The sequence below is a fragment of the Pseudoxanthomonas sp. 134C1 genome (assembly GCF_057773065.1).
Genome location: NZ_JBYMTH010000014.1, coordinates 69,647 through 91,445, shown reverse-complemented (window position 1 = coordinate 91,445; position 21,799 = coordinate 69,647). Strand labels below are relative to the sequence as shown.

The 21,799-nt window shown below is 67.5% G+C and carries 22 protein-coding genes; 15 read left to right on the top strand and 7 right to left on the bottom strand.

Annotation, left to right across the window (positions count from 1 at the left end; genetic code table 11):
* Positions 1–57: 57 nt before the first annotated feature.
* The 5 genes from AC3DEZ_RS20070 to xerC all read left to right on the top strand — a co-directional run bounded on the left by AC3DEZ_RS20070 (position 58) and on the right by xerC (position 3,321).
* Positions 58–471 (top strand): YbaN family protein, encoded by a 414-nt coding sequence (locus tag AC3DEZ_RS20070; RefSeq protein WP_488389781.1) that lies wholly within the window; start codon positions 58–60, stop codon positions 469–471.
* Between the two features lie 40 nt (positions 472–511).
* The gene (gene lptM / locus AC3DEZ_RS20065) at positions 512–751 is read left to right on the top strand and encodes an LPS translocon maturation chaperone LptM (protein WP_488389780.1); all 240 of its coding nucleotides are present in this window, start codon (positions 512–514) and stop codon (positions 749–751) included.
* On the top strand, positions 748–1,608 hold the full coding sequence (dapF, locus tag AC3DEZ_RS20060; RefSeq protein WP_488389779.1) for a diaminopimelate epimerase: 861 nt from the start codon (positions 748–750) through the stop codon (positions 1,606–1,608). Before lptM ends, dapF begins: the two co-directional genes overlap by 4 nt.
* Positions 1,596–2,276 (top strand): DUF484 family protein, encoded by a 681-nt coding sequence (locus AC3DEZ_RS20055; protein ID WP_488389778.1) that lies wholly within the window; start codon positions 1,596–1,598, stop codon positions 2,274–2,276. The genes dapF and AC3DEZ_RS20055 overlap by 13 nt, the downstream gene beginning before the upstream one ends.
* 91 nt (positions 2,277–2,367) lie before the next feature.
* Positions 2,368–3,321, top strand: a complete 954-nt coding sequence (gene xerC / locus AC3DEZ_RS20050) for a tyrosine recombinase XerC (RefSeq protein ID WP_488389777.1) — start codon at positions 2,368–2,370, stop codon at positions 3,319–3,321.
* Positions 3,322–3,502: 181 nt separating this feature from the next.
* On the opposite strand, the gene AC3DEZ_RS20045 is transcribed toward xerC, so the two are convergent.
* Positions 3,503–3,724: a SymE family type I addiction module toxin gene (locus AC3DEZ_RS20045; protein ID WP_488389776.1), complete on the bottom strand. Its 222-nt coding sequence runs from the start codon at positions 3,722–3,724 to the stop codon at positions 3,503–3,505.
* Between the two features lie 415 nt (positions 3,725–4,139).
* Between AC3DEZ_RS20045 and hslV the strand changes: the two genes are divergently transcribed.
* From hslV to AC3DEZ_RS20025, 4 genes are all read left to right on the top strand, one after another.
* Positions 4,140–4,691: an ATP-dependent protease subunit HslV gene (gene hslV, locus AC3DEZ_RS20040; RefSeq protein WP_141455391.1), complete on the top strand. Its 552-nt coding sequence runs from the start codon at positions 4,140–4,142 to the stop codon at positions 4,689–4,691.
* A 105-nt stretch (positions 4,692–4,796) separates the two neighbouring features.
* Complete coding sequence (gene hslU, locus AC3DEZ_RS20035; protein WP_488389775.1) at positions 4,797–6,161, top strand: ATP-dependent protease ATPase subunit HslU; 1,365 nt, start codon at positions 4,797–4,799, stop codon at positions 6,159–6,161.
* 145 nt (positions 6,162–6,306) lie between these two features.
* Positions 6,307–7,635 (top strand): SDR family oxidoreductase, encoded by a 1,329-nt coding sequence (locus tag AC3DEZ_RS20030; RefSeq protein ID WP_488389774.1) that lies wholly within the window; start codon positions 6,307–6,309, stop codon positions 7,633–7,635.
* Positions 7,636–7,639: 4 nt separating this feature from the next.
* Entirely contained in the window at positions 7,640–8,104 is a 465-nt protein-coding gene (locus tag AC3DEZ_RS20025) for a DUF2269 family protein (protein ID WP_447103627.1), read from the top strand.
* 27 nt (positions 8,105–8,131) lie between these two features.
* Here AC3DEZ_RS20025 and AC3DEZ_RS20020 read toward each other — a convergent pair whose 3' ends face one another.
* The 3 genes from AC3DEZ_RS20020 to AC3DEZ_RS20010 form a co-directional block, all read right to left on the bottom strand.
* Positions 8,132–8,824, bottom strand: a complete 693-nt coding sequence (locus AC3DEZ_RS20020) for an alpha/beta hydrolase (protein ID WP_488389773.1) — start codon at positions 8,822–8,824, stop codon at positions 8,132–8,134.
* A gap of 149 nt (positions 8,825–8,973) precedes the next feature.
* Positions 8,974–9,618: a response regulator gene (locus tag AC3DEZ_RS20015; protein WP_488389772.1), complete on the bottom strand. Its 645-nt coding sequence runs from the start codon at positions 9,616–9,618 to the stop codon at positions 8,974–8,976.
* Positions 9,615–10,751: a sensor histidine kinase gene (locus AC3DEZ_RS20010; RefSeq protein ID WP_488389771.1), complete on the bottom strand. Its 1,137-nt coding sequence runs from the start codon at positions 10,749–10,751 to the stop codon at positions 9,615–9,617. The genes AC3DEZ_RS20015 and AC3DEZ_RS20010 overlap by 4 nt, the downstream gene beginning before the upstream one ends.
* Before the next feature lie 147 nt (positions 10,752–10,898).
* Here AC3DEZ_RS20010 and AC3DEZ_RS20005 point away from each other — a divergent pair, with 147 nt between their 5' ends.
* Positions 10,899–12,089, top strand: coding sequence for a serine hydrolase domain-containing protein (locus AC3DEZ_RS20005; protein WP_488389770.1), 1,191 nt, complete (start codon positions 10,899–10,901; stop codon positions 12,087–12,089).
* Here AC3DEZ_RS20005 and AC3DEZ_RS20000 read toward each other — a convergent pair.
* Positions 12,038–12,487, bottom strand: coding sequence for a nucleoside deaminase (locus tag AC3DEZ_RS20000; RefSeq protein WP_447103622.1), 450 nt, complete (start codon positions 12,485–12,487; stop codon positions 12,038–12,040). The genes AC3DEZ_RS20005 and AC3DEZ_RS20000 overlap by 52 nt on opposite strands.
* A gap of 118 nt (positions 12,488–12,605) precedes the next feature.
* On the opposite strand from AC3DEZ_RS20000, the gene AC3DEZ_RS19995 reads away from it, so the two are divergent.
* Positions 12,606–14,216, top strand: coding sequence for a metallopeptidase domain-containing protein (locus AC3DEZ_RS19995; RefSeq protein ID WP_488389769.1), 1,611 nt, complete (start codon positions 12,606–12,608; stop codon positions 14,214–14,216).
* A 22-nt stretch (positions 14,217–14,238) separates the two neighbouring features.
* Here AC3DEZ_RS19995 and AC3DEZ_RS19990 read toward each other — a convergent pair whose 3' ends face one another.
* The gene (locus AC3DEZ_RS19990; RefSeq protein ID WP_488389768.1) at positions 14,239–15,339 is read right to left on the bottom strand and encodes an HlyD family secretion protein; all 1,101 of its coding nucleotides are present in this window, start codon (positions 15,337–15,339) and stop codon (positions 14,239–14,241) included.
* Positions 15,336–17,000, bottom strand: coding sequence for an MFS transporter (locus AC3DEZ_RS19985; protein WP_488389767.1), 1,665 nt, complete (start codon positions 16,998–17,000; stop codon positions 15,336–15,338). The genes AC3DEZ_RS19990 and AC3DEZ_RS19985 overlap by 4 nt, the downstream gene beginning before the upstream one ends.
* Positions 17,001–17,101: 101 nt before the next feature.
* Here AC3DEZ_RS19985 and ubiE point away from each other — a divergent pair, with 101 nt between their 5' ends.
* The 4 genes from ubiE to AC3DEZ_RS19965 all read left to right on the top strand — a co-directional run bounded on the left by ubiE (position 17,102) and on the right by AC3DEZ_RS19965 (position 21,769).
* Positions 17,102–17,863: a bifunctional demethylmenaquinone methyltransferase/2-methoxy-6-polyprenyl-1,4-benzoquinol methylase UbiE gene (gene ubiE / locus AC3DEZ_RS19980; protein WP_488389766.1), complete on the top strand. Its 762-nt coding sequence runs from the start codon at positions 17,102–17,104 to the stop codon at positions 17,861–17,863.
* Positions 17,864–18,131: 268 nt separating this feature from the next.
* Positions 18,132–20,063 carry a M1 family metallopeptidase gene (locus tag AC3DEZ_RS19975; RefSeq protein ID WP_488389765.1) on the top strand — a complete coding sequence of 644 codons (1,932 nt, stop codon included), beginning with the start codon at positions 18,132–18,134 and terminating at the stop codon, positions 20,061–20,063.
* 3 nt (positions 20,064–20,066) lie between these two features.
* Positions 20,067–21,047 carry an alpha/beta fold hydrolase gene (locus AC3DEZ_RS19970; protein ID WP_488389764.1) on the top strand — a complete coding sequence of 327 codons (981 nt, stop codon included), beginning with the start codon at positions 20,067–20,069 and terminating at the stop codon, positions 21,045–21,047.
* Entirely contained in the window at positions 21,044–21,769 is a 726-nt protein-coding gene (locus AC3DEZ_RS19965; protein ID WP_488389763.1) for a hypothetical protein, read from the top strand. Before AC3DEZ_RS19970 ends, AC3DEZ_RS19965 begins: the two co-directional genes overlap by 4 nt.
* The last annotated feature ends 30 nt before the right edge of the window (positions 21,770–21,799 follow it).

The window sequence follows — 21,799 nt, the reverse complement described above, 5'->3', positions numbered from 1 at the left end:
AGGCGAAACAGATGCCGATGGCTTACGCCCGTGGCCCACATGCGGTAAAAGGTGCCGGTGAACGACGACACGCCACCGCCGGCTTCCTCGCACCGCTTCCGCTGGGCGTGGTGGCTGCTGGCCTATGCCAGCCTGGGCACGGGCATCCTGGGCATCTTCGTGCCGGGCCTGCCGACCACGGTGTTCATCCTGATCGCGGCCTATGCGGCCTCGCGCGGATCGGACCGCCTGCACCACTATCTGCTCTCGCATCCGCGCTTCGGACCGATGATCCGCGACTGGCAGGCCCATGGTGCGGTGTCGCGACGGGCCAAGTGGGCGGCGACCTGGGCGATGCTGGCCTGCGCGCTGATCCTGCTGGCGGTGATGCTGATCGCCGGTTCGCACCGGCTGTGGATGGTGCTGCTGCCGATCGGCTGCATGGCGGCGGTCGCGACCTGGCTGTGGCGGCGCCCGGAACCCCCGCGCTGACGCCATTCCGATTCATCCCCGGCTGGCTATACTGCGCCGCATGAACCGATCGCTCCGTTTGCTGTCCGCCGCCACCCTCATGGCGCTCCTCGCCGCCTGCGGCGCCAAGGGCCCGCTGTTCCTGCCGGAGAAGCCGGCACCGGAGACCGAAGTCCCGGCCGAGGCGCCGGTCGAGCCGGCCGTCGAAGGCACGGAAACCCCGCCGACGGATTCGACCGATACGGCGACGCCGCCCGCCGAACCCACCGCGGAGCCGGCCAACCCGCCCAGCACGCCATGAGCGCACGGCCTCCGGCCTCGGCGATGGTTTCCTTCACCAAGATGCACGGCGCCGGCAACGATTTCGTCGTGCTCGATCTGCGCGGCGACATCCCGCCGCCGGGACCCGAACTCGCCGCGCGCCTGGCCGATCGCCATTTCGGCGTTGGTTGCGACCAGATCCTGACCATCGAGCCGCCGCGCAGCGCCGGCGCGGTGGCGTCCTACCGGATCTGGAATTCGGACGGCTCCACCTCGCAGCAGTGCGGCAACGGCGCGCGCTGCGTGGCGGCCTGGCTGGTGCGCGATGGTATCGCGCGCGGCGAACACTTCCGGGTCGACAGCCCGTTGACCACGCACGACGTCGAACACCTGGGCGGCGATCGCTACGCCATCGCCATGGGGGTGCCGCAGTTCGTACCGGCGCGGATTCCACTGGCGGGCTTTGAACAGGCGCAGGACGAGTACGACGCGCGGGTGGACGAGGATGTGCGGCTGCGTTTCGGCGCGGTGTCGATGGGCAATCCGCACGCGGTCGTCGAGGTGCCCTCGGTGGCGGACGCTCCCGTGCTGAAGATCGGGCCCGCCCTGCAGCAGTCGCGGTGGTTTCCGGAGTCGGTCAACGTCGGCTTCGCCGAAGTGGTCGCACGCGACCGCATCCGCTTGCGCGTCTACGAGCGCGGCGTCGGCGAGACCCTGGCCTGCGGCAGCGGCGCCTGCGCCGCGGCGGTGGTGCTGATGAAGCGTGGCCGCATCGATCGCGCCGCGACCGTGTCGCTGCCGGGCGGCGACCTGCATATCCAATGGCCGGCGGACGACGCCGAAGTGGTGATGTCCGGCCCGACCGCATTCGTATTCGAAGGGGAATGGAACGCATGAACGAGAACGAGAAGCTGGGTGCCCACGAAATCGCCGCCTGGCTGCGCCGCCACCCCACTTTCCTGAAGCAGTTCCCGGATCTGGCGCTGAGCATGGTGGTGCCGCGCGACGATGGCCGCACCGCCTCGCTGGCGAGCTACCAGCTGGAAGTGCTGCGCGACAAGAACCGCGAGTTGTCCAAGCGGCTGAGCGATCTGTTCGCCAACGCGCAGGAGAACGAGCGGCTGGCGGTGCGCACCCATCAGCTGACCCTGTCGCTGCTCAAGCAGAACAGCGCCGCCGACACCCTGCGCGCGATGGCCGCCTCGCTGGCCGAGGATTTCAATGGCGATCGCGTCAGCATCGTGCTGCTCAAGCCGGTCGAGGGCCTGGAGGAAGCCGAATGGCTGCAGGTCATTCCGGAAGGCAATCCACACCTGAACCCGTTCCGCGACTGCCTGAAGGACGGCGATCCGATCTGCGGCCGCCTGCAACCGGAAAAGAACGTGGTGCTGTACGCCGCCCGCGCCGAGGAAGTGCAATCCTCCGCGTTGTTGCCATTGCCCGGCATCGGCCTGGTCGCGGTCGGCAGCCTGGACGGCAACCGCTTCTACCCAGGCATGGGCACGCTGTTCCTGCGCATGATGGGCGAGGCGCTGGTCGCGGCGCTGAAGCGCTTCGAGGCCTGAGGGCCGGGAGCGGGCACACCGTCTCGATCCTCCGATTCGTCATTCCAGCGTATGCTGGAATCCATTGCGCAGGTCGCAAGCGCGGTAAACGATGAGCAGGTCCCGTCAACACAAGTCGGCTATCGAGCCGGCGGTTACTCGCCAGGATGAAGCCCGTCCCGGTGAACCGGCCGGCGCCATCGACGAATTCCTTGCCCATCTGCAGGTCGAACGGCGCATGTCCGCGCATACGCTGGACGCCTATCGGCGTGATCTGACCGCGCTCGCGGCATGGTCCACGGAGCAGGGCGCCGATGTCATCGACCTGCACACCGAGCAGCTGCGCAGCTTCGTTGCCAGCGAGCACCGTCGCGGGCTATCGCCCAAGAGCCTGCAACGCCGCCTGTCGGCCTGCCGCAGTTTCTATCAATGGTTGCTGAAACATGGCCGCATCACCGCCAGCCCCGCGGCCGCGCTGCGCGCGCCCAAGGCGCCCCGCAAACTGCCGCAGGTGCTGGACGCCGACGAAGCGACGCGGCTGGTGGAAGTGCCGACGGACGTACCGCTGGGCCTGCGGGATCGCGCGCTGCTGGAGCTGTTCTATTCCTCCGGCCTGCGTCTGAGCGAACTGTGCGGATTGCGCTGGCGCGATCTGGATCTGGCTTCCGGCTTCGTCACCGTGCTCGGCAAGGGCAGCAAGGAACGCAAAGTGCCGGTCGGCTCGCATGCGCGCAATGCGTTGGAGGCATGGCGCGCGGAGCAGCGCGGCGCCAACGAGGCGCATGTGTTTCCCGGCCGTGGCGGCGGTCCGATTTCCCAGCGCGCCGTGCAGATCCGGCTCAAACAGCTGGCGCAGCGCCAGGGTCTGTTCAAGCATGTGCATCCGCACATGCTGCGGCACAGCTTCGCCAGCCACATCCTGGAATCCTCCGGGGATCTGCGCGGCGTGCAGGAACTGCTCGGCCACGCCGACATCGCCACCACCCAGATCTACACCCACCTGGATTTCCAGCATCTGGCGAAGGTTTACGATGCGGCGCATCCGAGGGCGAAGCGGAAGCGATGAGCTTGGCCTCCCCCTTTTTCAAAGGGGGACTGAGGGGGATTTTGCTCTTGGCGCGAAGAGCAAGCGCTCCTCAACAGCCGAATGGCTGGTCAATCCCCCGTCACCCGCTGCGCGGGTGCCCGCCCCCTTTTTTCAAAGGGGGCTATCGATGGCGGACATCTTCACGTCTGGTAGAGCTGGTTCACTCATCCGCCACGATCAGGATGCCTTGTTTGGTCACCTGTACCCGGGCCTTCTGTCCCACTGCAAACCCGGCGGCATGCAGCCAATCACCGCTCAAACGCAAGCAGGGAATCTGGCGAGGACGGAACTGAAGTTCGGGATTCTTGTGCCGGCTCTCGTAATACTGATAGCCCACGGTCAAATTGCGCGGCTTCGGACATACGGACTGATTCTTTGACATGAAGTCTCCTACGATTCGTTCGATATCGCCCCCTGTTCAGAGGGGCGGCCGGGTGCTTGAACACGGTCGTAGGGCCGCCCGCAGATTTTCCCTTTCGGGTATTGCATAGCTGCGCGCCACCCGGCCATAGAAAACGCGGGACACAAAAAAGCCACTTGGCTAACGGGAGTGGCTTCCGCCTACGAGAAGGTGTGTTCAGCACCTACCGGAAAATCTAGCCGCGCTTGGAAACAGGGTCAAGCAAGTGGATGGACGATTGGTCCTGTCGGTCGAGCCGAGCAATACAAAACATCGGTTAAGCAGCACGGAGTCCGCGCCGCGCAAGGCGCCTTGGTCGGATTGGCCTCTCCCCAGAAGTCACGCTTGATCCGCCCCAGGGCGTCCCCACCTCAGGGAGAACCCCTCGGAGGCCCCCATGGACCCCAGTCAGAATCCCAACGTGTTCCACGCCACCACCATCATCTCGGTCCGCCGCGACGGTCATGTCGCCGTGGCCGGTGACGGGCAGGTGACGCTGGGGCACACCGTCATGAAAGGCAACGCGCGCAAGGTGCGCCGGCTGGGTCGCGATGGCCAGGTGCTGGCCGGCTTCGCGGGCGCGGCCGCCGACGCCTTCACCCTGTTCGAACTGTTCGAGGCCAAGCTGGAGAAGCACGGACAATTGCAGCGCGCCGCCGTCGAACTCGCCAAGGATTGGCGCACCGAGCGTCGCCTGGGCAAGCTGGAAGCTTTGCTCGCCGTGGCCGACAAGGAAACCTCGCTGATCATCAGCGGCACCGGCGACGTCATCGAGCCGGAGGACGGCATCATCGCCATCGGTTCCGGCGGTTCCTACGCATTGTCCGCCGCGCGCGCGCTGCTGGCGCACACCCAACTGGATGCGAAGTCGATCGCGGTCGAAGCGCTGAACATCGCGGGCGATATCTGTATCTATACCAATCGCAACGTGGTGGTTGAAGAGCTCTAGTTCCGGGATTGGGGATTCGGGATTGGGGATTCGCGGAAGCGGATCCGCATCCCGACCCTCCCACCTCTGCTTTCATTCCCTGTTCCCACGAATCAAGAATCCCCCATGGCCAATCTCGAATCTTCCACCATGACCCCGCGCGAAATCGTGCAGGAGCTGGACCGGCACATCGTCGGCCAGCATGCGGCCAAGCGCGCGGTCGCCATCGCGCTGCGCAACCGCTGGCGCCGCATGCAGCTGCCCGAGGCGCTGCGCAATGAAGTGATGCCCAAGAACATCCTGCTGATCGGCCCCACCGGCGTCGGCAAGACCGAGATCGCGCGCCGGCTGGCGACATTGGCGAATGCACCGTTCGTCAAGGTCGAGGCGACCCGCTTCACCGAGGTCGGCTACGTCGGCAAGGATGTCGAGCAGATCGTGCGCGACCTGGCCGACACCGCGGTCAAGATGTATCGCGAGCAGGCCAAGGTGCGCGTGCGCACCCAGGCCGAGGAACGCGCCGAGGATCGCATCCTGGACGCGCTGCTGCCGCGCCGCAGCGTCGGCGTCGGCTTTGATCCGGAAGCCGCGCGTCACGAGCCGTCGGCGCAGGACAACGAGACCCGGATCAAGTTCCGCAAGATGCTGCGCAACGGCGAACTGGACGATCGCGAGATCGAACTGGAACTGGCTGCCAATGTCGGCGTGGACATCATGACCCCGCCGGGCATGGAGGAAATGGGCCAGCAGCTGCGCCAGATGTTCTCCAACCTGGGCGGCGCCAAGACCCACAAGCGCACCGTGACCATCAAGGCCGCGCGTCCGCAGCTGATCGAGGACGAGGCCGCCAAGCTGGTCAACGAGGACGACATCCGCACCGCGGCGATCGAGGCCTGCGAGCAGAACGGCATCGTCTTCATCGACGAAATCGACAAGGTCGCCAAGCGCGGCGACAACATCGGCGGAGGCGACGTCAGCCGCGAGGGCGTGCAGCGCGACCTGCTGCCGCTGGTGGAAGGGTCCAACGTCAGCACCAAGTACGGCACGGTCAAGACCGACCACATCCTGTTCATCGCCTCCGGCGCGTTCCACCTGGCCAAGCCCAGCGATCTGATCCCGGAACTGCAGGGCCGCTTCCCGATCCGGGTGGAGCTGTCGGCGCTGTCCAAGCAGGATTTCATCCGCATCCTGACCGAGCCCAAGGCGGCGCTGACCAGGCAGTACGTCGAACTGATGCGGACCGAGGGCGTGGCGCTTGACTTCAGCGACGACGCCGTCGATCGCCTTGCCGAGATCGCCGCGCAGGTCAACGAACGCCAGGAGAACATCGGCGCGCGCCGCCTGCACACGGTGCTGGAACGCCTGCTCGACACGCTGAGTTACGAAGCTCCCGATCGCGACGGCCAGGCCGTGTCCATCGATCGCGCCTACGTCGACTCGCATCTGGGCGAACTGGTGCAGGATCCGGATCTGAGCCGGTACATCCTGTAGGCCTTCGCAGGATGGCTCGCGTGAGCCGCGATGGAAGAAAAAGGGCAGCGCCGGGCGTTGCCCTTTTTTTGTTGCAATGCATACGGGCGAGCCACCGCACCGACCATCTGCTAGCCTGCAACGCTGGTGGTGCGAGGGGCGTGGAGTGAAGAAGGACGACGGACTTGCGACCCAGGTCCAGGGGACGCGCGCGGCGGGAACCGTGCTGGTGGTGGGCGCGAATGGCTTCCTCGCCGGCCATGTGATCGCGGCGTTGCGACGCCGGGGCTGGCAGGTGATCCGCGCCGCCCGCCAAGGCGGCCGGCCGCTTGCGACGGACGAACGCGAGTGCGATCTGAGCCGGATGACCTCCCCCGATGCCTGGACGCCACTGCTCAATGGCGTCGATGCGGTCATCAATCTCGCCGGAATCCTGCGCGAGACGCGCACCCGGCGATTCGATGTCATTCACCACGACGCCCCGCTCGCGTTGGCCAAGGCATGTGTCGCGGCGAACGTGCCTGTCTTTGTCCAGGTCTCCGCGCTGGGCGATCCCGCGGACGGTGGATTCATCGCCTCGAAGCACCGCTTCGATGAAGCCCTGCTGGCCCTGCCGCTGCGAGCGGTGGTGTTGCGCCCCTCGGTGGTCTACGCCACCTCTGGTTCCTACGGCGGCACTTCTTTGTTGCGCGCGCTGGCGGCAATGCCGGGGGGGCCATGGTTGCCGGGACACGGTCGGTGGCGGATCCAGCCGGTCGCGGTCGAGGATCTGGGTGAACTGATCGCGCGCACGCTGGGGTCCGACGCCTCGGGCCTGTTCGAGGTCGGGGGACCGACGCCGATCACGCTGGAAACCTATCAGCGGCAATGGCGGCGCTGGCTGCGGCTGCCTGCGGGCAAGACCCGGCACGTACCGAAGTGGCTGGCTTCCCTGACGGTCGCCATCAGTGAATGGACGGGACGCGGACCGCTGGGCGCGACGATGTGGCGCATGCTCCGGCGCGGCAACGTGACCGCGATCGATGCGGGTGCCCGCCTGCAGGCCGCCTTTGGCGTCCGTCCGCAAGCCCTGGACGCAGTGCTGGCAAGGCAATCGAGCCAGGTGCAGGATCGCTGGCAGGCTCGGTTGTACTTCCTGGTGCCCGCCTTGAAGTGGATGGTGGTCGCGCTGTGGTTGATCTCCGCCTGGGCGGGATGGACGACGCCGGCTTCCACCATCGAGGCGATGACGGCAGGGACATTCGTGGCTTCGTGGCAGCCCGTGCTGCTGGCGCGCGTCGGCGGTGCGTTCGATGCGGCGCTCGGCCTCTGGCTGCTCAGCGGCTGGCGCCCACGGGCGGCCGTGATGGCGATGATTCTGCTGGTCTGCGCCTACACGGCCAGCCTCGGGATCGGACTGCCGCGCGCATGGTTGGATCCATTCGGCGGACTCGCCAAGAATCTCGTGCTGCTGCCCGCACTGGGCATGCTCTGGGTACTGACCGACAGGCGCTGAAACGATGCTTTATCTCTGGGTGAAATGGATCCACATCCTGGCCTCGACCCTGTTGTTCGGGACCGGTCTGGGCATCGCCTTCTTCATGTGGATGGCGCACCTGCGCGGGGATCCCCGGACCATCGCGGCGACGGCGCGCACCGTGGTCATCGCCGACAGTCTGTTCACCGCGCCGGCGGTGGTGGTGCAGTTCGGCACCGGCCTGTGGCTGGTGCATCTGCTGGGTCTGCCGCTGACGGTGTTCTGGGTGAAGACCGCGCTGGTGCTGTTCTTTGTGGTGGGTGCGTGCTGGTTGCCGGTGCTGTGGTTGCAGATACGTGCGCGCAATCTCGCGCGGCAGGCGGCCGAGGCCGGCCTGCCCCTGCCGACGGACTACCATCGGGCAATGAGGTGGTGGTTCTGGCTGGGCTGGCCGGCGTTCATCAGCGTGCTCGCCATCTTCTGGCTGATGGTGATGAAGCCGGCCTGACGCCCGTGCCGCGCTGTCGCGCGGTTATCAACCGAGGGAACGCGCCGCCTCGTCGATCAATCCCGCGACCGCCGCCGCCTGCGAGGCCAGCGAGGCGTGGCTGGCGTCGAGCGCCAGCAGCGCGCGCGGGTTCATCCGCTCGGCCATGTGCTTCTGGTTGTCCGGATGAATCATGCGGTCCTGGGTCGAGAGCTGGTACCAGCTGGGTTTCTTCTTCCAGGCCGGTGCGGTGATGGCATCACCGAAGGTGCTCGCCAGCGGCGCTTTCTGCGTGACCGCCATGACCCGTGCGTCGTCGGCATCCAGATCCTGGCAGAAGCTCTCGTGGAACTTGTCGTACTGGATCCACAGGTAGCCATCGCTGTCGGGCGCGAGGTTGGCGATCGCGGCGGGCGGGTGCGCCTGGCTGATGCCACCCGGGCTTTCGCCGGCATCCGGCGCGAACGCGGCGATATAGACCAGGCCGACGACGTTCGGTTGATCGCCGGCCTCGGTGATCACCGCGCCGCCGTAGGAATGTCCGACCAGCAATACGGGACCGGGCTGCCGGGCGATCATCTTGCGGGTGCGTTCGGCGTCGTCGGCCAGCGAGGTGAGCGGAAGTTCGACCGCGCGGATGCGATCGTGGCCCTTGCGCGAGAGTTCCAGGATGACGTTCCGCCAGTGCGCCGCGCCGCCCCAGAAGCCATGGACCAGGACGAGGGTGGGTGTGTTGCTCATGAGCCGACTCCCTTGATTGGGTGGTGTTGCGAATGACGCGATTGCCCCGGCCGCACGGGCCGAAGGGAGCTGGACTATGGCAGGCGGGTTGTTCAGTCCGGGTCTGCGTCCGGTGTCGCCCCGATGACGCCGGGGAATACGGAGCCCGGTCAGATGATTCGCAGCGTGATCGCCTTGAGCACCGCGCGGGTGCGGTCGCGGGCGCCGAGTTTGTCGAAGATTTCGGTCAGATAGTTCTTCACCGTGCCCTCGGTGACGTGGATGACCTGGCCGATTTCGCGATTGGTGTAGCCTCCGGCGAGCAGCCGGAGAATGTCGATTTCGCGCTGGCTGAACTGTCCGGAGGGCGGCGCGCGGTCGCGGTAGGTATAGCGCTCGCGGATGGCGTCGGTGGCGACCGGTGCGATGGCGTGGCGGCCGGTGGCGACGTCCTCGATCGCCTCGACCAGTTCCAGCGGCGAGGCGTCCTTGAGCAGATAGCCGCGCGCGCCGGCGCGCGCGGCCGCGAGCGCCTGGCCGGGATCGTCGAAGGTGGTCAGCAGGATGACGGGCGGCGCATCCGGCAGACGGCGCAGGCGTGCACAGACTTCCAGGCCGCCCAGGCCCGGCATGCGCACGTCGCACAGCACCACATCCACCGGCTTGCCATCCAGGGCCGCCAGCAGGCCCTCGCCGTCGGTGGCCTCGGCCACGACCGCGAACTGTTCGAAACCGCCGAGCAGTGCCTTGAGGCCACTCAGTACCAGCGCCTGATCGTCGGCCAGCGCGATGCGGATGGGAGACGGCGCGTTCACACCGGCACGCTCGCGCGCAGCAGGAAGCCGCCGCCTTCGGCGGGACCGAAGGCCAGGAGGCCGCCCACCGCATGCAGGCGTTCGCGCATGCCGCCCAGGCCATGCCCGGGCAGCGTATCGACATCGATGCCGTGGCCGTCGTCGCGCAGCTCCAGCACCAGATGGCCATCGGCGCGGTACAGCCGCACCCAGAGGTGGTTGGCCTCGCCGTGGCGGGCGGCGTTGGTCAGTCCCTCCTGGAACGCGCGCAGAATCGCGTCGGCCTGTTCGAGCGTGCGCACGCGCGCGTCGGCTTCCACGTCCAGATGCACTTCGGGGCGCGGAAACGGCGCGGCCATCCGCATCAGGGTGGGACCGAGTTCCAGACCGTCGTGCAGGCGCAGTTGATGCACCACGCCGCGCAGATCGTCCAGCAGTTCTTCGGTCAGGCGGCTGCACAGACCCACGGTTTCGGTCACGTCCAGGCGGCGATTGTGGCCGAGCGCGGCGAGATTCAGGCGCAGGGCGGTGAGTTTGTGGCCGGCCACGTCGTGCAGCTCGCGCGACAGGCGCAGGCGTTCCTGCCCGCGCGCGGCTTCCGACAACAGCCCGCGGGTGGCCAGCAGTTCGGCGTGGGTCTGGGCGAGGGCAGCGCGCGCCCGCTCGGCGCCCTGCATCGAACGCACCAGCAGGATCGCGAACAGTTGCAGGCTGGCGTGCAGGCCGACATGGGTATATGGCGCATCCATGCCGCGGAAAGCCAGCACCACGCCCAGCAAGGCGAGGTTCGCCGCCACGTAGACCGCGCTCAGCGCGGGCACGCCGAGCAGGTAGGCGAACTCCACCATTGGCACCAGCAACAGCGCGGCGGCGGAGTTGTAGCGATACGACGCGACCAGCAGCAATGCGTCCAGCACCAGCAGCGACGCCACCGCCAGGCGCGCCTGCGGCGACAGGCGCAGGCACAGGAACACCAGTTGCAGCGCGCCGAACAGCAGGTGCAGGGTCCGCACCAGCGCGGTGGCGGTGGAAGGATCGGCCAGGAAGGTGCTGGCCGCCACCGGCCGCATCCACAGTTCCAGGCCCACCGCCGCCCAGGCCAGCAGGCCAGCCACCGCCAGCGCGGGATTGCGGAGGGTGGAGGAGGGGACCATGCGCGCCAGCTTGGCGTCCGGCCGGCGCCGATACAAGGCACGGGGCGCAACGAATGACTTTCGTCACCGCCTCGGGTGGCTTTCTTCATCTATCCGGGATGGCGCGGCGGCCGGAAGACTGCATGCGTCCACTCGGGAGCCCCGTCGATGAAGATCCGCCCCTGGAAAGCCGTGGCCGCCGGCCTGTCGGTTTGCCTGCTGCTCGCTGTCGCCATCACCGCCATCCCCCCGTTTCGCACCGGTGACCGCAATGCCTTCGCCACGTCCCTCGCGCCGGCCCGGGTCACCGATCCGGAGGCTTTGGCATACGCGCATGCATTTCTCATCGAGAACACCCGCTTCGATGCCTTCGTCGCCCTGCACGAAGGCCGGCAGCTGATGGCGTGGGGAGAGGCCGACCTGCCCATCAACACGCATTCGGTCCGCAAGAGTCTGCTGAGCGCGCTCTATGGCATCGCCATCGAAAAGGGCTACCTGCGACCGGAACAGACTCTCGCCGAACTGGGCATCGACGACGCGGTGGCGCCACTCACCCCGGCCGAGAAGCAGGCGACCGTGCGCGACCTGCTGATGTCGCGATCCGGGATCTACCTGGAAGCGGCGGGGGAAGTGCAGGCGATGAAGGACGGCCGGCCGCGCCGTGGCTCCCACGGGCCCGGCGAGCACTTCTACTACAACAACTGGGACTTCAACGTGCTGGGAGTGATCTTCGAGCGGCGGACGGGGCTGGCTATCGGCCAGGCGCTGTACGAATGGATCGCCCGGCCGACCGGCATGGCCACGTTCAAGCCGGAACACGTGATCTACGGGAACGCGCGCCACTCTCAGCACCGCCAGTTCGTGATCTTCATGTCGGCGGCGGATCTGGCGCGCTTCGGCATGCTGTATGCCGATGGAGGCCGCTGGCGGGGCCGGCAGATCATTCCGGCGGCCTGGGTGGAGGAAAGCACGCGGCCGTGGTCGGAAGCGACGGATCAGCCTCCGTTCGACGCCTATGGCTATCTGTGGTGGATCGATCGCGATGCCGGCACGATCTGGGCGGATGGCTGGGGCGGCCAGTTCCTGCTGGTCGATCCGCGCCGCCGGCTGGCGCTGGTGTCGCGCAACGACACCGGCCGCAGTCGCCTGCAGCTGGGCTGGTTCGTGCTGTTCGATGACGACGGTTGGCGCAGCCACCACGAACAGCTGCATCGCTGGATGATCCAGGCGGTCAGGCCGGACGAATCCGCCACACGCCACACGGTGGAATCACCAGACGGGAGGCGCGAGCACGTGATGGATGGATCTCAGTCCTCGCCGATGTCCTCGTTCCAGACCTCGGGATTGGCGCGGATGTAGTCACCGAGCAGGGTGATGCAGGCTTCACTCTGGAGATCGATGACGTTGACGCCGCTCTCGCGCAGCCAGTCGATGCCGCCGCGGAAGTTCACCGACTCGCCCACGACTACCGTGCCGATGTTGAACTGGCGCACCAACCCGCTGCAGTACCAGCACGGCGCCAGGGTGGTGACCATGATCGTGTCCCGGTAGCGGCGCTGGCGGCCGGCCTTGCGGAAGGCGTCGGTCTCGCCATGCACGGAGGGATCGTTTTCCTGGATGCGGCGATTGTGGCCGCAGCCGAGCAGGCGGCCGTCGTCGTGGTACAGCGCCGCGCCGATCGGGATGCCGCCTTCAGCCAGGCCCTGGCGGGCTTCGGTGATGGCGGTCTCAAGCAATGCGCGATAGTCGATGGACATGGACGATTCCGGGTAGCGGGCAGGGCGTGATACTGCCATGCTCCGGGACCGGAACGGGCGTGGGGGCCTGTTCCGTCGGATCGCAGCCGGGTGCGCCCGGCAAGTATGGGGAGAGGCCATGGAGTATCGGAATCGATTGCCGCACCGGCGAACCGCGTGGTTGGCCTGCATCGCCCTGGCATGGGGAATCATCGGCGCGCAAGGCGCGCATGCGCAGGCCGCGGGGACCACCATCGTCCAGGGCCGCCTCGCGCTGCACTGGGGCGATCCCGCGCCCGTGGCGCGGCAGCAGAAGGCGCGCCCGGCGCAGCTGCGCGCGGTGCTGCTGGCCGATGACGGCCGCCGCATTCCTCTGGACCCCGATCAGGCGAAACGCGCCGCGGTGGACCTGTACGCGCTGGCCAACCGCCGGGTGGCGGTGTCGCTGCCCGCACTCGCGCAAGGTGTTTCCGCCAGGGAACGCTTCGCGGACGCGATCGTGCCCGCGGATCGGCTGGCCCAGGCGGCGCCGGCGCTCGGCGGCAAGCAGGTCGCCGCCGCGGCCGCGGTGATGGGCAACACCCGCTGGGTGACCCTGATGTGCAAATTCTCCGACATCGCCACCGAGCAGAAGAACCAGGCGTTCTTCACCAGCCAGTACGGCAACGCGGTCGGGCAGCTCGGCCACTACTGGAGCGAAGTCTCCTATGGCCAGATCAACCTGGCGGGCAGTTCGGCCTATGGCTGGTTCGTGCTGCCCAAGCCACGGTCCGGCTACGTGACCACGGTCGACGGCAAGGAGAACGCGAATCTGGACAACCTGTTTCAGGATTGTGTCGCCGCCGCGGACGCGCAGGTCGATTTCAACGGCGTGCAGGGCATCAACATGATGTTCAACGGCGACCTGGACGGCTATGCCTGGGGTGGCGGCGCCTGCGCGGTGATGGATGGCGCGCGGCGTTGCCCGCGCGCCACCTGGAATCCGCCATGGTCGTTCGCCAACCTGGCGCCGCTGGCGCACGAGATGGGGCATGGGTACGGCCTGCCGCATTCGGACAACTCCGACGGCGACGACGACACCTACGACAATCCGTGGGACGTGATGAGCGATGGCTGGCGCAACGCGGTCTCGGATCCGGTCTACGGCACGCGGCCCAAGCACATCAACATGATCCAGCGCGATCGACTGGGCTGGGTCGCCGGCGCGCGCAAGTGGGTGGTGCCCGCCGGCCTCATCGGCAGCTGGCAATTCGAACTGGAGTACGCGTCCCTGGCCGACGGTACCGGCCGCCAGCTGGTGGTGGTGAACACGCCGGAGCAGGCCGATCCCGCGCTGACGGTGTCGTACACGCTGGAGGCGCGCAACCGGACCGGCAACTATGAAGGGGCGCTCGCGGGCACCGCGGTGATCGTGCATCGCGTGCGTGGCGGAACCGCCTACAGCGAGGACACCGATTTCCCGCCGGCGAACGTGGCCAACAACGAAGGCTCGATGTTCAAGGTCGGCGAGACCTGGTCGGCGCCGAATGGCGGCTACCGGTTGCGTGTGGACGGTACCACCGCGCGCGGGTTCCTGGTCACGCTCACCACGGGAGGACAGGTCACGGGCGGGTCCTTGCTGCCACGCACGGGCGCGCCGCCCGTCAGTTCGGTGAAACCCGCGACCCCCGCGGCCGGGAACAACCGGATCAGCGCGCGTCCGGCGCTGCAACGCCGCGCGCCTTTCCGGGATCCTCGCCGGATCCGTTGACGCCCGTTGACGCCCGCGCGGCTCAGCGGGGCGCGGCGTCGGTGTCCACGCTCACGACCACCGACATGCCCGGCCGCAGCCGGGCCGCGGCGGCCTGTCCGGAATCGATGGCGATTTTCACCGGAATGCGCTGGGCTATCTTCACGTAGTTGCCGGTGGCGTTGTCCGGGGGCAGCACGCTGAATTCCGAGCCGGTGGCCGGCGAGATTTCCAGCACCCGCCCGCGCAGGCGCTCGCCGCCCAGCGCATCCACGGTGAAGCTGGCCGGCTGGCCCAGCCGCACGCCCGCCATCTGGGTTTCCTTGAAGTTGGCGATCACCCACATCGTGTCCGGCACCAGCGCCATCAACTGGGTGCCGTTGGTGACGTAGGCGCCCTGGCGCACCGTGACCTGGCCGAGCTGGCCGTCGCGTGGCGCGTGGATGCGGGTGTTGTCGAAATTGATCTGCGCCAGTTGCACGGCCGCGCGCGCGCTGGCCACCGCCGCTTCCAGCACGGCGTGGTTGACGTCGACGCTGCGCACGCCCTGGCGCGCGACCTCCAGCCCGGCGCGGGACTGGTTGAGGTTGGCTTCGGCCTGGGCGTTGGCGGCAAAGGCGGTGTCGCGATCCTGTTCGGAGATCAGGCGGTCATGCGCGAGTTGGTCGGCACGCCGCAGCGCCGAACGGGTGCGCTGTTCCTGCGCCGCGTTGCTGGCGATCACCGCGCGGCTCTGGGCGACGTTGGCCTCGGCGCTGCTGTGCTGCTGGGTCCAGTTGGCGAGATTGGCCTCCGCGGATTGCAGCTGCGCGCGCGCCTGATCCAGCTGCTGCCGGTAGATGCGATCGTCGATCGCCACCAGCAACGCGCCCTTGCGAACATGCTGGAAATCCTGCACCGGCACGTCGGTGACATAGCCGCTGACCTGCGGACTGATCAGGGTGGTCTGTCCGCGCACCATCGCGTTCTCGGTGGTCTGCAGCGCGCTGGTGAACGGCGGCAACTGCCAGGCGTAGAGCACGATGCCCACGCCGAGCAGGGCGAGCAGCGCGAATCCGGCGAGGCCCAGCAGGCGGCGTCGACGGCGCGCGGCGCGGCGGGCAGCGGGTTCGGCATCGGGGGGAAGGGGGGCGGCTGTGTTCATGCTGGGGTCGGCCGTGGAGAAGGGGGAGACGAAGGCGGAGGCGCGGCGGGCGCCGGCGGATTCAGCCGCCGCCACCACAGATCCGCGTAGATCCAGAGCAGGGTGAAGATCGCCAGCCAGGCGACCGCCAGGAAGACATCGTTGTACGCCAGCACGTTGGCCTCGCGGGTGACCGTCGCGCCCAGCGCGCGCATGCCCTGCGCGTTGCGCAGGGCCGGATCGCCGAGGGCATGCGCATAGCCGGCGACCGTGCCCTGCACGCGCGCGGCGACCTGTGGATCCAGCAGGGTGACGTGTTCGGCCAGTTGGCTGGCGTGGAATTTCTCGCGCACCACCTGGAAGGTGCCCAGCAGCGCCGAACCGAGCAGCCCGCCCATGTTCTGGGTCATGCCGAACAGCACCACGAAGCTGATCAGGTTGCCCGGCTGGGCGAGGATGGCGCCGATGCCGCTGATCATCGCCGGGCCGATGAAAAACGTGCTGCCGAAGGCCAGCAGGAACTGGCTGAGGTACATCTGCTCGGGGCGGGTGAGGTTGCTGGAATGCGCGTCCATGAACGCGCCGGTGGCGATCAGCAGCACCGCGAACATCAGGTGCTGGGCGGTGTGCTGCGGCCGGATCGTCAGCGCGCTGACCGCGATGCCGGCCACGCAGCCGACCAGCACCCATGCATACAGCGCGTGCAGCTCGTCGTTGTTGAGCCCCAGGTTCTGCATGAAGCCCACCGCGCCGATGCTCTGTTCGGACAGCACGATGCGGATCAGCAGGATCGACAGCGCCAGCCGCATCATCGTGCCGCTGGCCAGCCAGCGGGTGTTGATGAGCGGGTTCTTCCGGTAATGCTCGATCGCCACCGAACTCACCAGCAGCACGATCGCCATCGCCAGGGTCACCCCCAGCCACGGGTTCTCGGTCCACCACAGGTAGCGGCCCAGCGACAGCACCGCGGCCAGGCAGGCCGCGCCACTGGCGAACAGGGAGAAGGTCAGGAAGTCGAGTTTCTCGAACACGCGGGTGCGATCGCTGGGCGGCAGCTTGAGCACCAGCACGCACGCCAGCGCCACGATCGCCAGGCCCAGCTCGAACAGGTACAGGCCGCGCCACTCGCCGTACTGCAGCAGTTCGGTGGAGAACAGGCGCGCCAGCGGCAGCGCCAGTTGGCTCAGCCCCAGCCCGATCACCACCGCCCTGAGCCGCAGCCGCGCCGGGAACGCCTGGATCATGTAGTACAGCCCCAGGGTGCTCAGCGCCGCGCCGACCAGGCCATGCGCCGCGCGCACCGCGATGGCCGAACCCAGGTCGTTCACGAACAGGTGGGCGAACGCGATCAGCGCGTACAGGACCAGGAAGATTTCGGTGAACAGCCGCAGGCCGTATTGCTGGCGGAACTTGACCAGCAGCAGGTTGGCCGAGACGTTGGTCATCACGTAGGCCGCCGGCAGCCAGGCCATTTCCCAGGCATAGGCGCCCAGGGTGCCCTGCAGGTTCAGCAGGTTGGCGGTGACCAGGGCGTTGCTCAGGCCACCGGTGAGCGCGACCACCACGCCGACGAGGGCGAACTGGATGCGCCGGCGGACCGGATGCAGCGGGGTGGAGGGCGACCCGGGGAAGGTGGGGCGCTCGTGCGGCAGCCATTCGCGGGGGGTATAGCGGCTGCTCACGGGCGGGTCGGCATCCTCTGGAAGACGAATGGCGTTGTCACCACGGTATTGTCCCACGGCCGCGCCGGCAAGATCCCCCCGACGATGCGATAATCCGTCCCATGAGCGAATCCCCTTACCAATCCGGCACCACCCACTTCGGTTTCCGCGACGTCGACGCCCGCGACAAGCAGAAACTGGTCGGCGAGGTGTTCACCTCGGTGGCCGGCAAGTATGACCTGATGAATGACCTGATGAGCCTGGGCATCCATCGGGTATGGAAGCGCTATTTCGTCGGCACCTGCCAGGTCAGGCGCGGCGACCGCGTGCTGGATCTGGCGGGCGGCACCGGCGACATCGCCGCGCTGCTGAAGGATCGGGTCGGCGAGACCGGCGAGATCGTGCTCGGCGACATCAACGCCGGCATGCTGTCGGTGGGCCGTGACCGCATGACCGATCGCGGGCTGGTGTCGGGACTGGATTACGTGCAGTGCAACGCCGAGGCGCTGCCCTTCCCCGATCAGAGTTTCGATCTGGTCACGATCGCTTTCGGCCTGCGCAATGTCACCGACAAGGACGCGGCCCTGCGCGAGATGTACCGGGTGCTGAAGGTCGGCGGCCAGGCGCGCGTGCTGGAATTCTCGGAAGTGACCATGGAGTGGTTCAAGCCGGTGTACGACTTCCATTCGTTCAAGGTGCTGCCGAAGCTGGGACAGTTGTTCGCCCGCGATGCCGGCAGCTATCAGTACCTGGCCGAGAGCATCCGCAAGCATCCGCCGCAGGAACAGTTGAAGGCGATGATGGATGAAGCCGGCTTCGCCCGCGCCAGCTACAGGAACCTGAGCGCGGGCATCGTCGCGGTGCATACGGGCTACAAGGTTTAACAGCGGTCGCTCCTTTTCCGCAAAGAGCAAATCCCCCGTCACCCGCCGGCGCGGGTGCCCGCCCTCTTTTTCAAGCGCTTCTCAACAGCCGAATGGCGGGTCCAGGGCCATGACGTTGTCACTTGCCCGCAGGGCCGGCTTTTCCTCCCCCTTTGAAAAAGGGGGGCCGAGGGGGATTGGCTTCTGGAGCCACCCCAAGCTGCGCCGCATCAAGGCATCCGCCGCGTGGGCGGGTAAACTGCGCGCTTCCCTGACGCAGGAAACCCTGATGCGCGCCGTAATGTTGTCCCTGTCCTGCGCCGCCGTGCTGGCGGCCGGCTGCTCCCAAGAATCCGCCCCCGCTCCAGAGGCCCCCGCCGCCAAGCCCGCGCCCGCCGCCGTGAAGACCGAACGCAGCCACGACGAGAGTTCCTACGCCGAGCCGACCAAGGTCGTCATCAAGGATCTCGCGCTGGATCTGGCGGTCGATTTCGATCACAGGCAACTGGCCGGCACCGCCAGCTACACACTGGAGTGGAAGGACAAGGCCGCCAGGCAACTGGTGCTGGATACCCGCGATCTGGGCATCGAGAAGGTCGAGGGGCAGGATGCGGCCGGCGCCTGGGCGCCGCTGCAGTTCAACCTGGCCCAGGCCGACAAGATCTTCGGCAGCAAGCTGACCATCGAGACGCCGGCGCAGAACGCGCACGTGCGCATCACCTACAAGACCTCGCCGCAGGCGTCGGGCCTGCAGTGGCTCGAACCGTCGATGACCGAAGGCAAGCAGCTGCCCTTCATGTTCAGCCAGTCGCAGGCCATCCACGCACGCAGCTGGGTGCCGCTGCAGGACACGCCGAGCGTGCGCTTCACCTACAGCGCGCACGTGACCTCGCGTCCGGACGTGATGGTGTTGATGAGCGCCGACAACGATCCGGCCGCGCCGCGCGACGGCGATTACAGCTTCAAGATGCCGCAGCCGATTCCGTCCTATCTGCTGGCGATCGCCGCCGGTGATCTGGCGTTCAAGCCGATCTCCAACCGCAGCGGCGTGTGGGCCGAACCGTCGATGGTCGAGAAGGCCACCAAGGAGTTCGAGGACACCGAGAAGATGATCGGCGTGGCCGAATCGCTGTACGGCCCGTACCGCTGGGAACGCTACGACATGCTGGTGCTGCCGCCGTCGTTCCCGTTCGGCGGCATGGAGAATCCGCGCCTGACCTTCGCCACTCCGACCGTGATCGTCGGCGACAAGTCGCTGGTCTCGCTGATCGCGCACGAGCTGGCGCACAGCTGGTCGGGCAACCTGGTGACCAACGCCAGCTGGAAGGACATCTGGCTCAACGAGGGCTTCACCACCTACGTGCAGGACCGCATCACCGAGGCGCTGTACGGCAAGGAGCTGGCCGAGATGGAGCGCCAGATCGACCAGACCGAACTGCTGGGCGAGGTGAAGAACATGTCGCCGGCGGATCAGGCGCTGGCGTTGCCGCCGCTGACCGATCGCGATCCGGATGACTCGCTGAGCCAGGTCGCCTACGTCAAGGGCGCGTGGTTCCTGAAGTTCCTGGAAGAGCGCTTCGGCCGCGCCACCTTCGATCCGTTCCTGCGCAGCTGGTTCGACGATCACGCCTTCCAGAGCGCGACCACCGACCAGTTCGTCGACTACCTGAAGAAGAACCTGCTGCCGAAGAACCCGAACGCGGTGACCGAGGCCGAACTCAACGCCTGGCTCAACGAACCGGGCATTCCCAAGTTCGCCGCCAAGGCGCAGTCGCGCGGCTTCTCCAGCACCGACACCGCGCGCATCGCCTGGCTGGGCAGTGGCCAGCTGCCGAGCCCGCAGGTGACCTCGGGCTGGGTGACCCAGCAATGGGTGAACTTCATCAACGGCATGGGCGAGAAACTGACCCTCGAGCAACTGGCGCAGCTGGATCAGGCGTATCACTTCACCGGCACCCAGAACGGCGAGATCGCGATGCGCTGGTATCCGCTGACCGTGCGCAGCGGCTATCTGGACGCGCGTCCGGAGCTGGGCAAGTTCATCGAGCGGGTCGGCCGCCGCAAGTTGATCATGCCGATCTACGAGGAACTGGTGAAAACCCCGGATGGCCTGGCTTTCGCGGAAGAGAGCTTCGCCCGCGCCAAGCCGGGTTACCACCCGATCACCACCGCGTCGGTCGAGGCCCTGCTGGCCAAGGCCAAGGCGGGCGAAAGCAAGTAAGCGATGCGTCGCTGGCGCATCTCCTGGAAAACGGTCGCCGTCACGGCGGCCGTTTTCGTTTGCGCGCTGCTCCTGTGGATCCGGCGCGACCCGATGATCCTGGTGCGCGCGGAGTTCACGCGCGAGCGTTGGGCCGCCGGACTGTCCCTGCGTCATGTCGAAGCGGCCGGGCATCGCTGGGCCTACGTCGAACGCGAGGCGGAGGATCCGGACGCACCGACGATCGTGATGATCCACGGCTTCACCGGCAGCAAGGAGAACTGGTATCCGCTCGCGGCAAGGCTGGCCGGCCGTTACAAGGTGGTGATTCCGGATCTGCCGGGCTGGGGCGCGAGCGAACGGAAACCCGGCGAGGACTATGGTTTCGATGCGCAGAACCGTCGGGTGGCGGAGTTCATCGCCCGGGTCGCGCGCCGGCCCGGCAGCCCGCTGGTGCTGCTGGGGCATTCGATGGGCGGCGGCATCGTCGCCCTGACCGCCGCCAGCCGCCCGGATCTGGTGGATCGCGTGGGGCTGTTCGATGCCGCCGGCGTGCGCTTCCGCGACAACGTGTTCGGCGAGCAGGTGCTGGCCGGACACAACCCCTTCGCGGTACGCGACGAAGCGTCGCTCCGGCGCTACCTCGACACGGTGTTCCATCGCGAGGAAGCCAAACCGCCGATTCCCTGGCCGGCGTCGCGCGCGATCATCGACTGGCGCCGCGCGCAGGCGCCCTTTGAACAGGCGGTGCTGGATCGCATCGGCCGCGGGCCGGAGGCGTTCCTGCCCGGGCGGGCCGCCGAGCGTATCCGCCAGCCCGCGCTGCTGCTGTGGTGCGCCGAGGATCGCGTGATCGATCCCAGCGCGCTGGACCTTTACGGCGAACGCATCCCGCAGGCGGTTAAAGTGCGGCTGTCCGATTGCGGCCACATGTCCATCATGGAGCGTCCCGACGAGGTCGCCGCCGCCGTCGATTACCTGATACGCAATGGAGTTCCCCGATGAAACGCATCCTGATCGTTCCCCTCCTGGCTGGCGCCCTGGCCCTGTCCGCCTGCGGTGACCGCGAGGCCGAGCGGCGTGCCGCCGCGCAGGCGCAGGCCGCCGCCAATGAGGAATCCGCCAACCAGCTGGCCGGCAAGTTCGACACCGCCCAGGCCTCGCGCGACTGGGAAATGGCGCGCATCCATGGCGTCGCCCTGCTGGATCAGTACCCGGACACCCAGGCGGCCGCGCGCATCAAGCCGTTGCTGGAGGAGGTGAAGGCCAAGGCCGAGGGCGCGCGCGAGGAACGCCGCCTGCAGACGCTGTGGGACTACGCCCAGATCGCCACCGACGGCGGCACCCAGCGCACCGCCGCCATTTACGGCAAGGACCCGGTGGACGTGGACGGCAGCGGCGCCAAGCCGGTGCAGCTGATCTTCCGTGACCATCCCAAGTGGAAGCGCAGCAGCTACCTGGTCCTGCAGGCCAGCGATTTCCGCTGCCCGGGCGGTTGCAAGGTCAAGGTGACCGCCGATGGCGCGCCCGCGCGCACGATGGATTCGTGGCGCCCGGATACCGACGAGGCCATCGCGATGTTCATCACAGACCAGAAGGCGCTGTGGAAACTCGCGCGCAAGACCAAGGTGATGGAAATCGAGTTCCCGGTGAAGGCCGGTGGCACCCGCAAGGCGGTGTTCGAGACCGGCGGCCTGGATGGCAGCCAGATGCCGGGCTGGGATTGAGGCGTCGGGAAGCCGCGCGACGGCACCGCC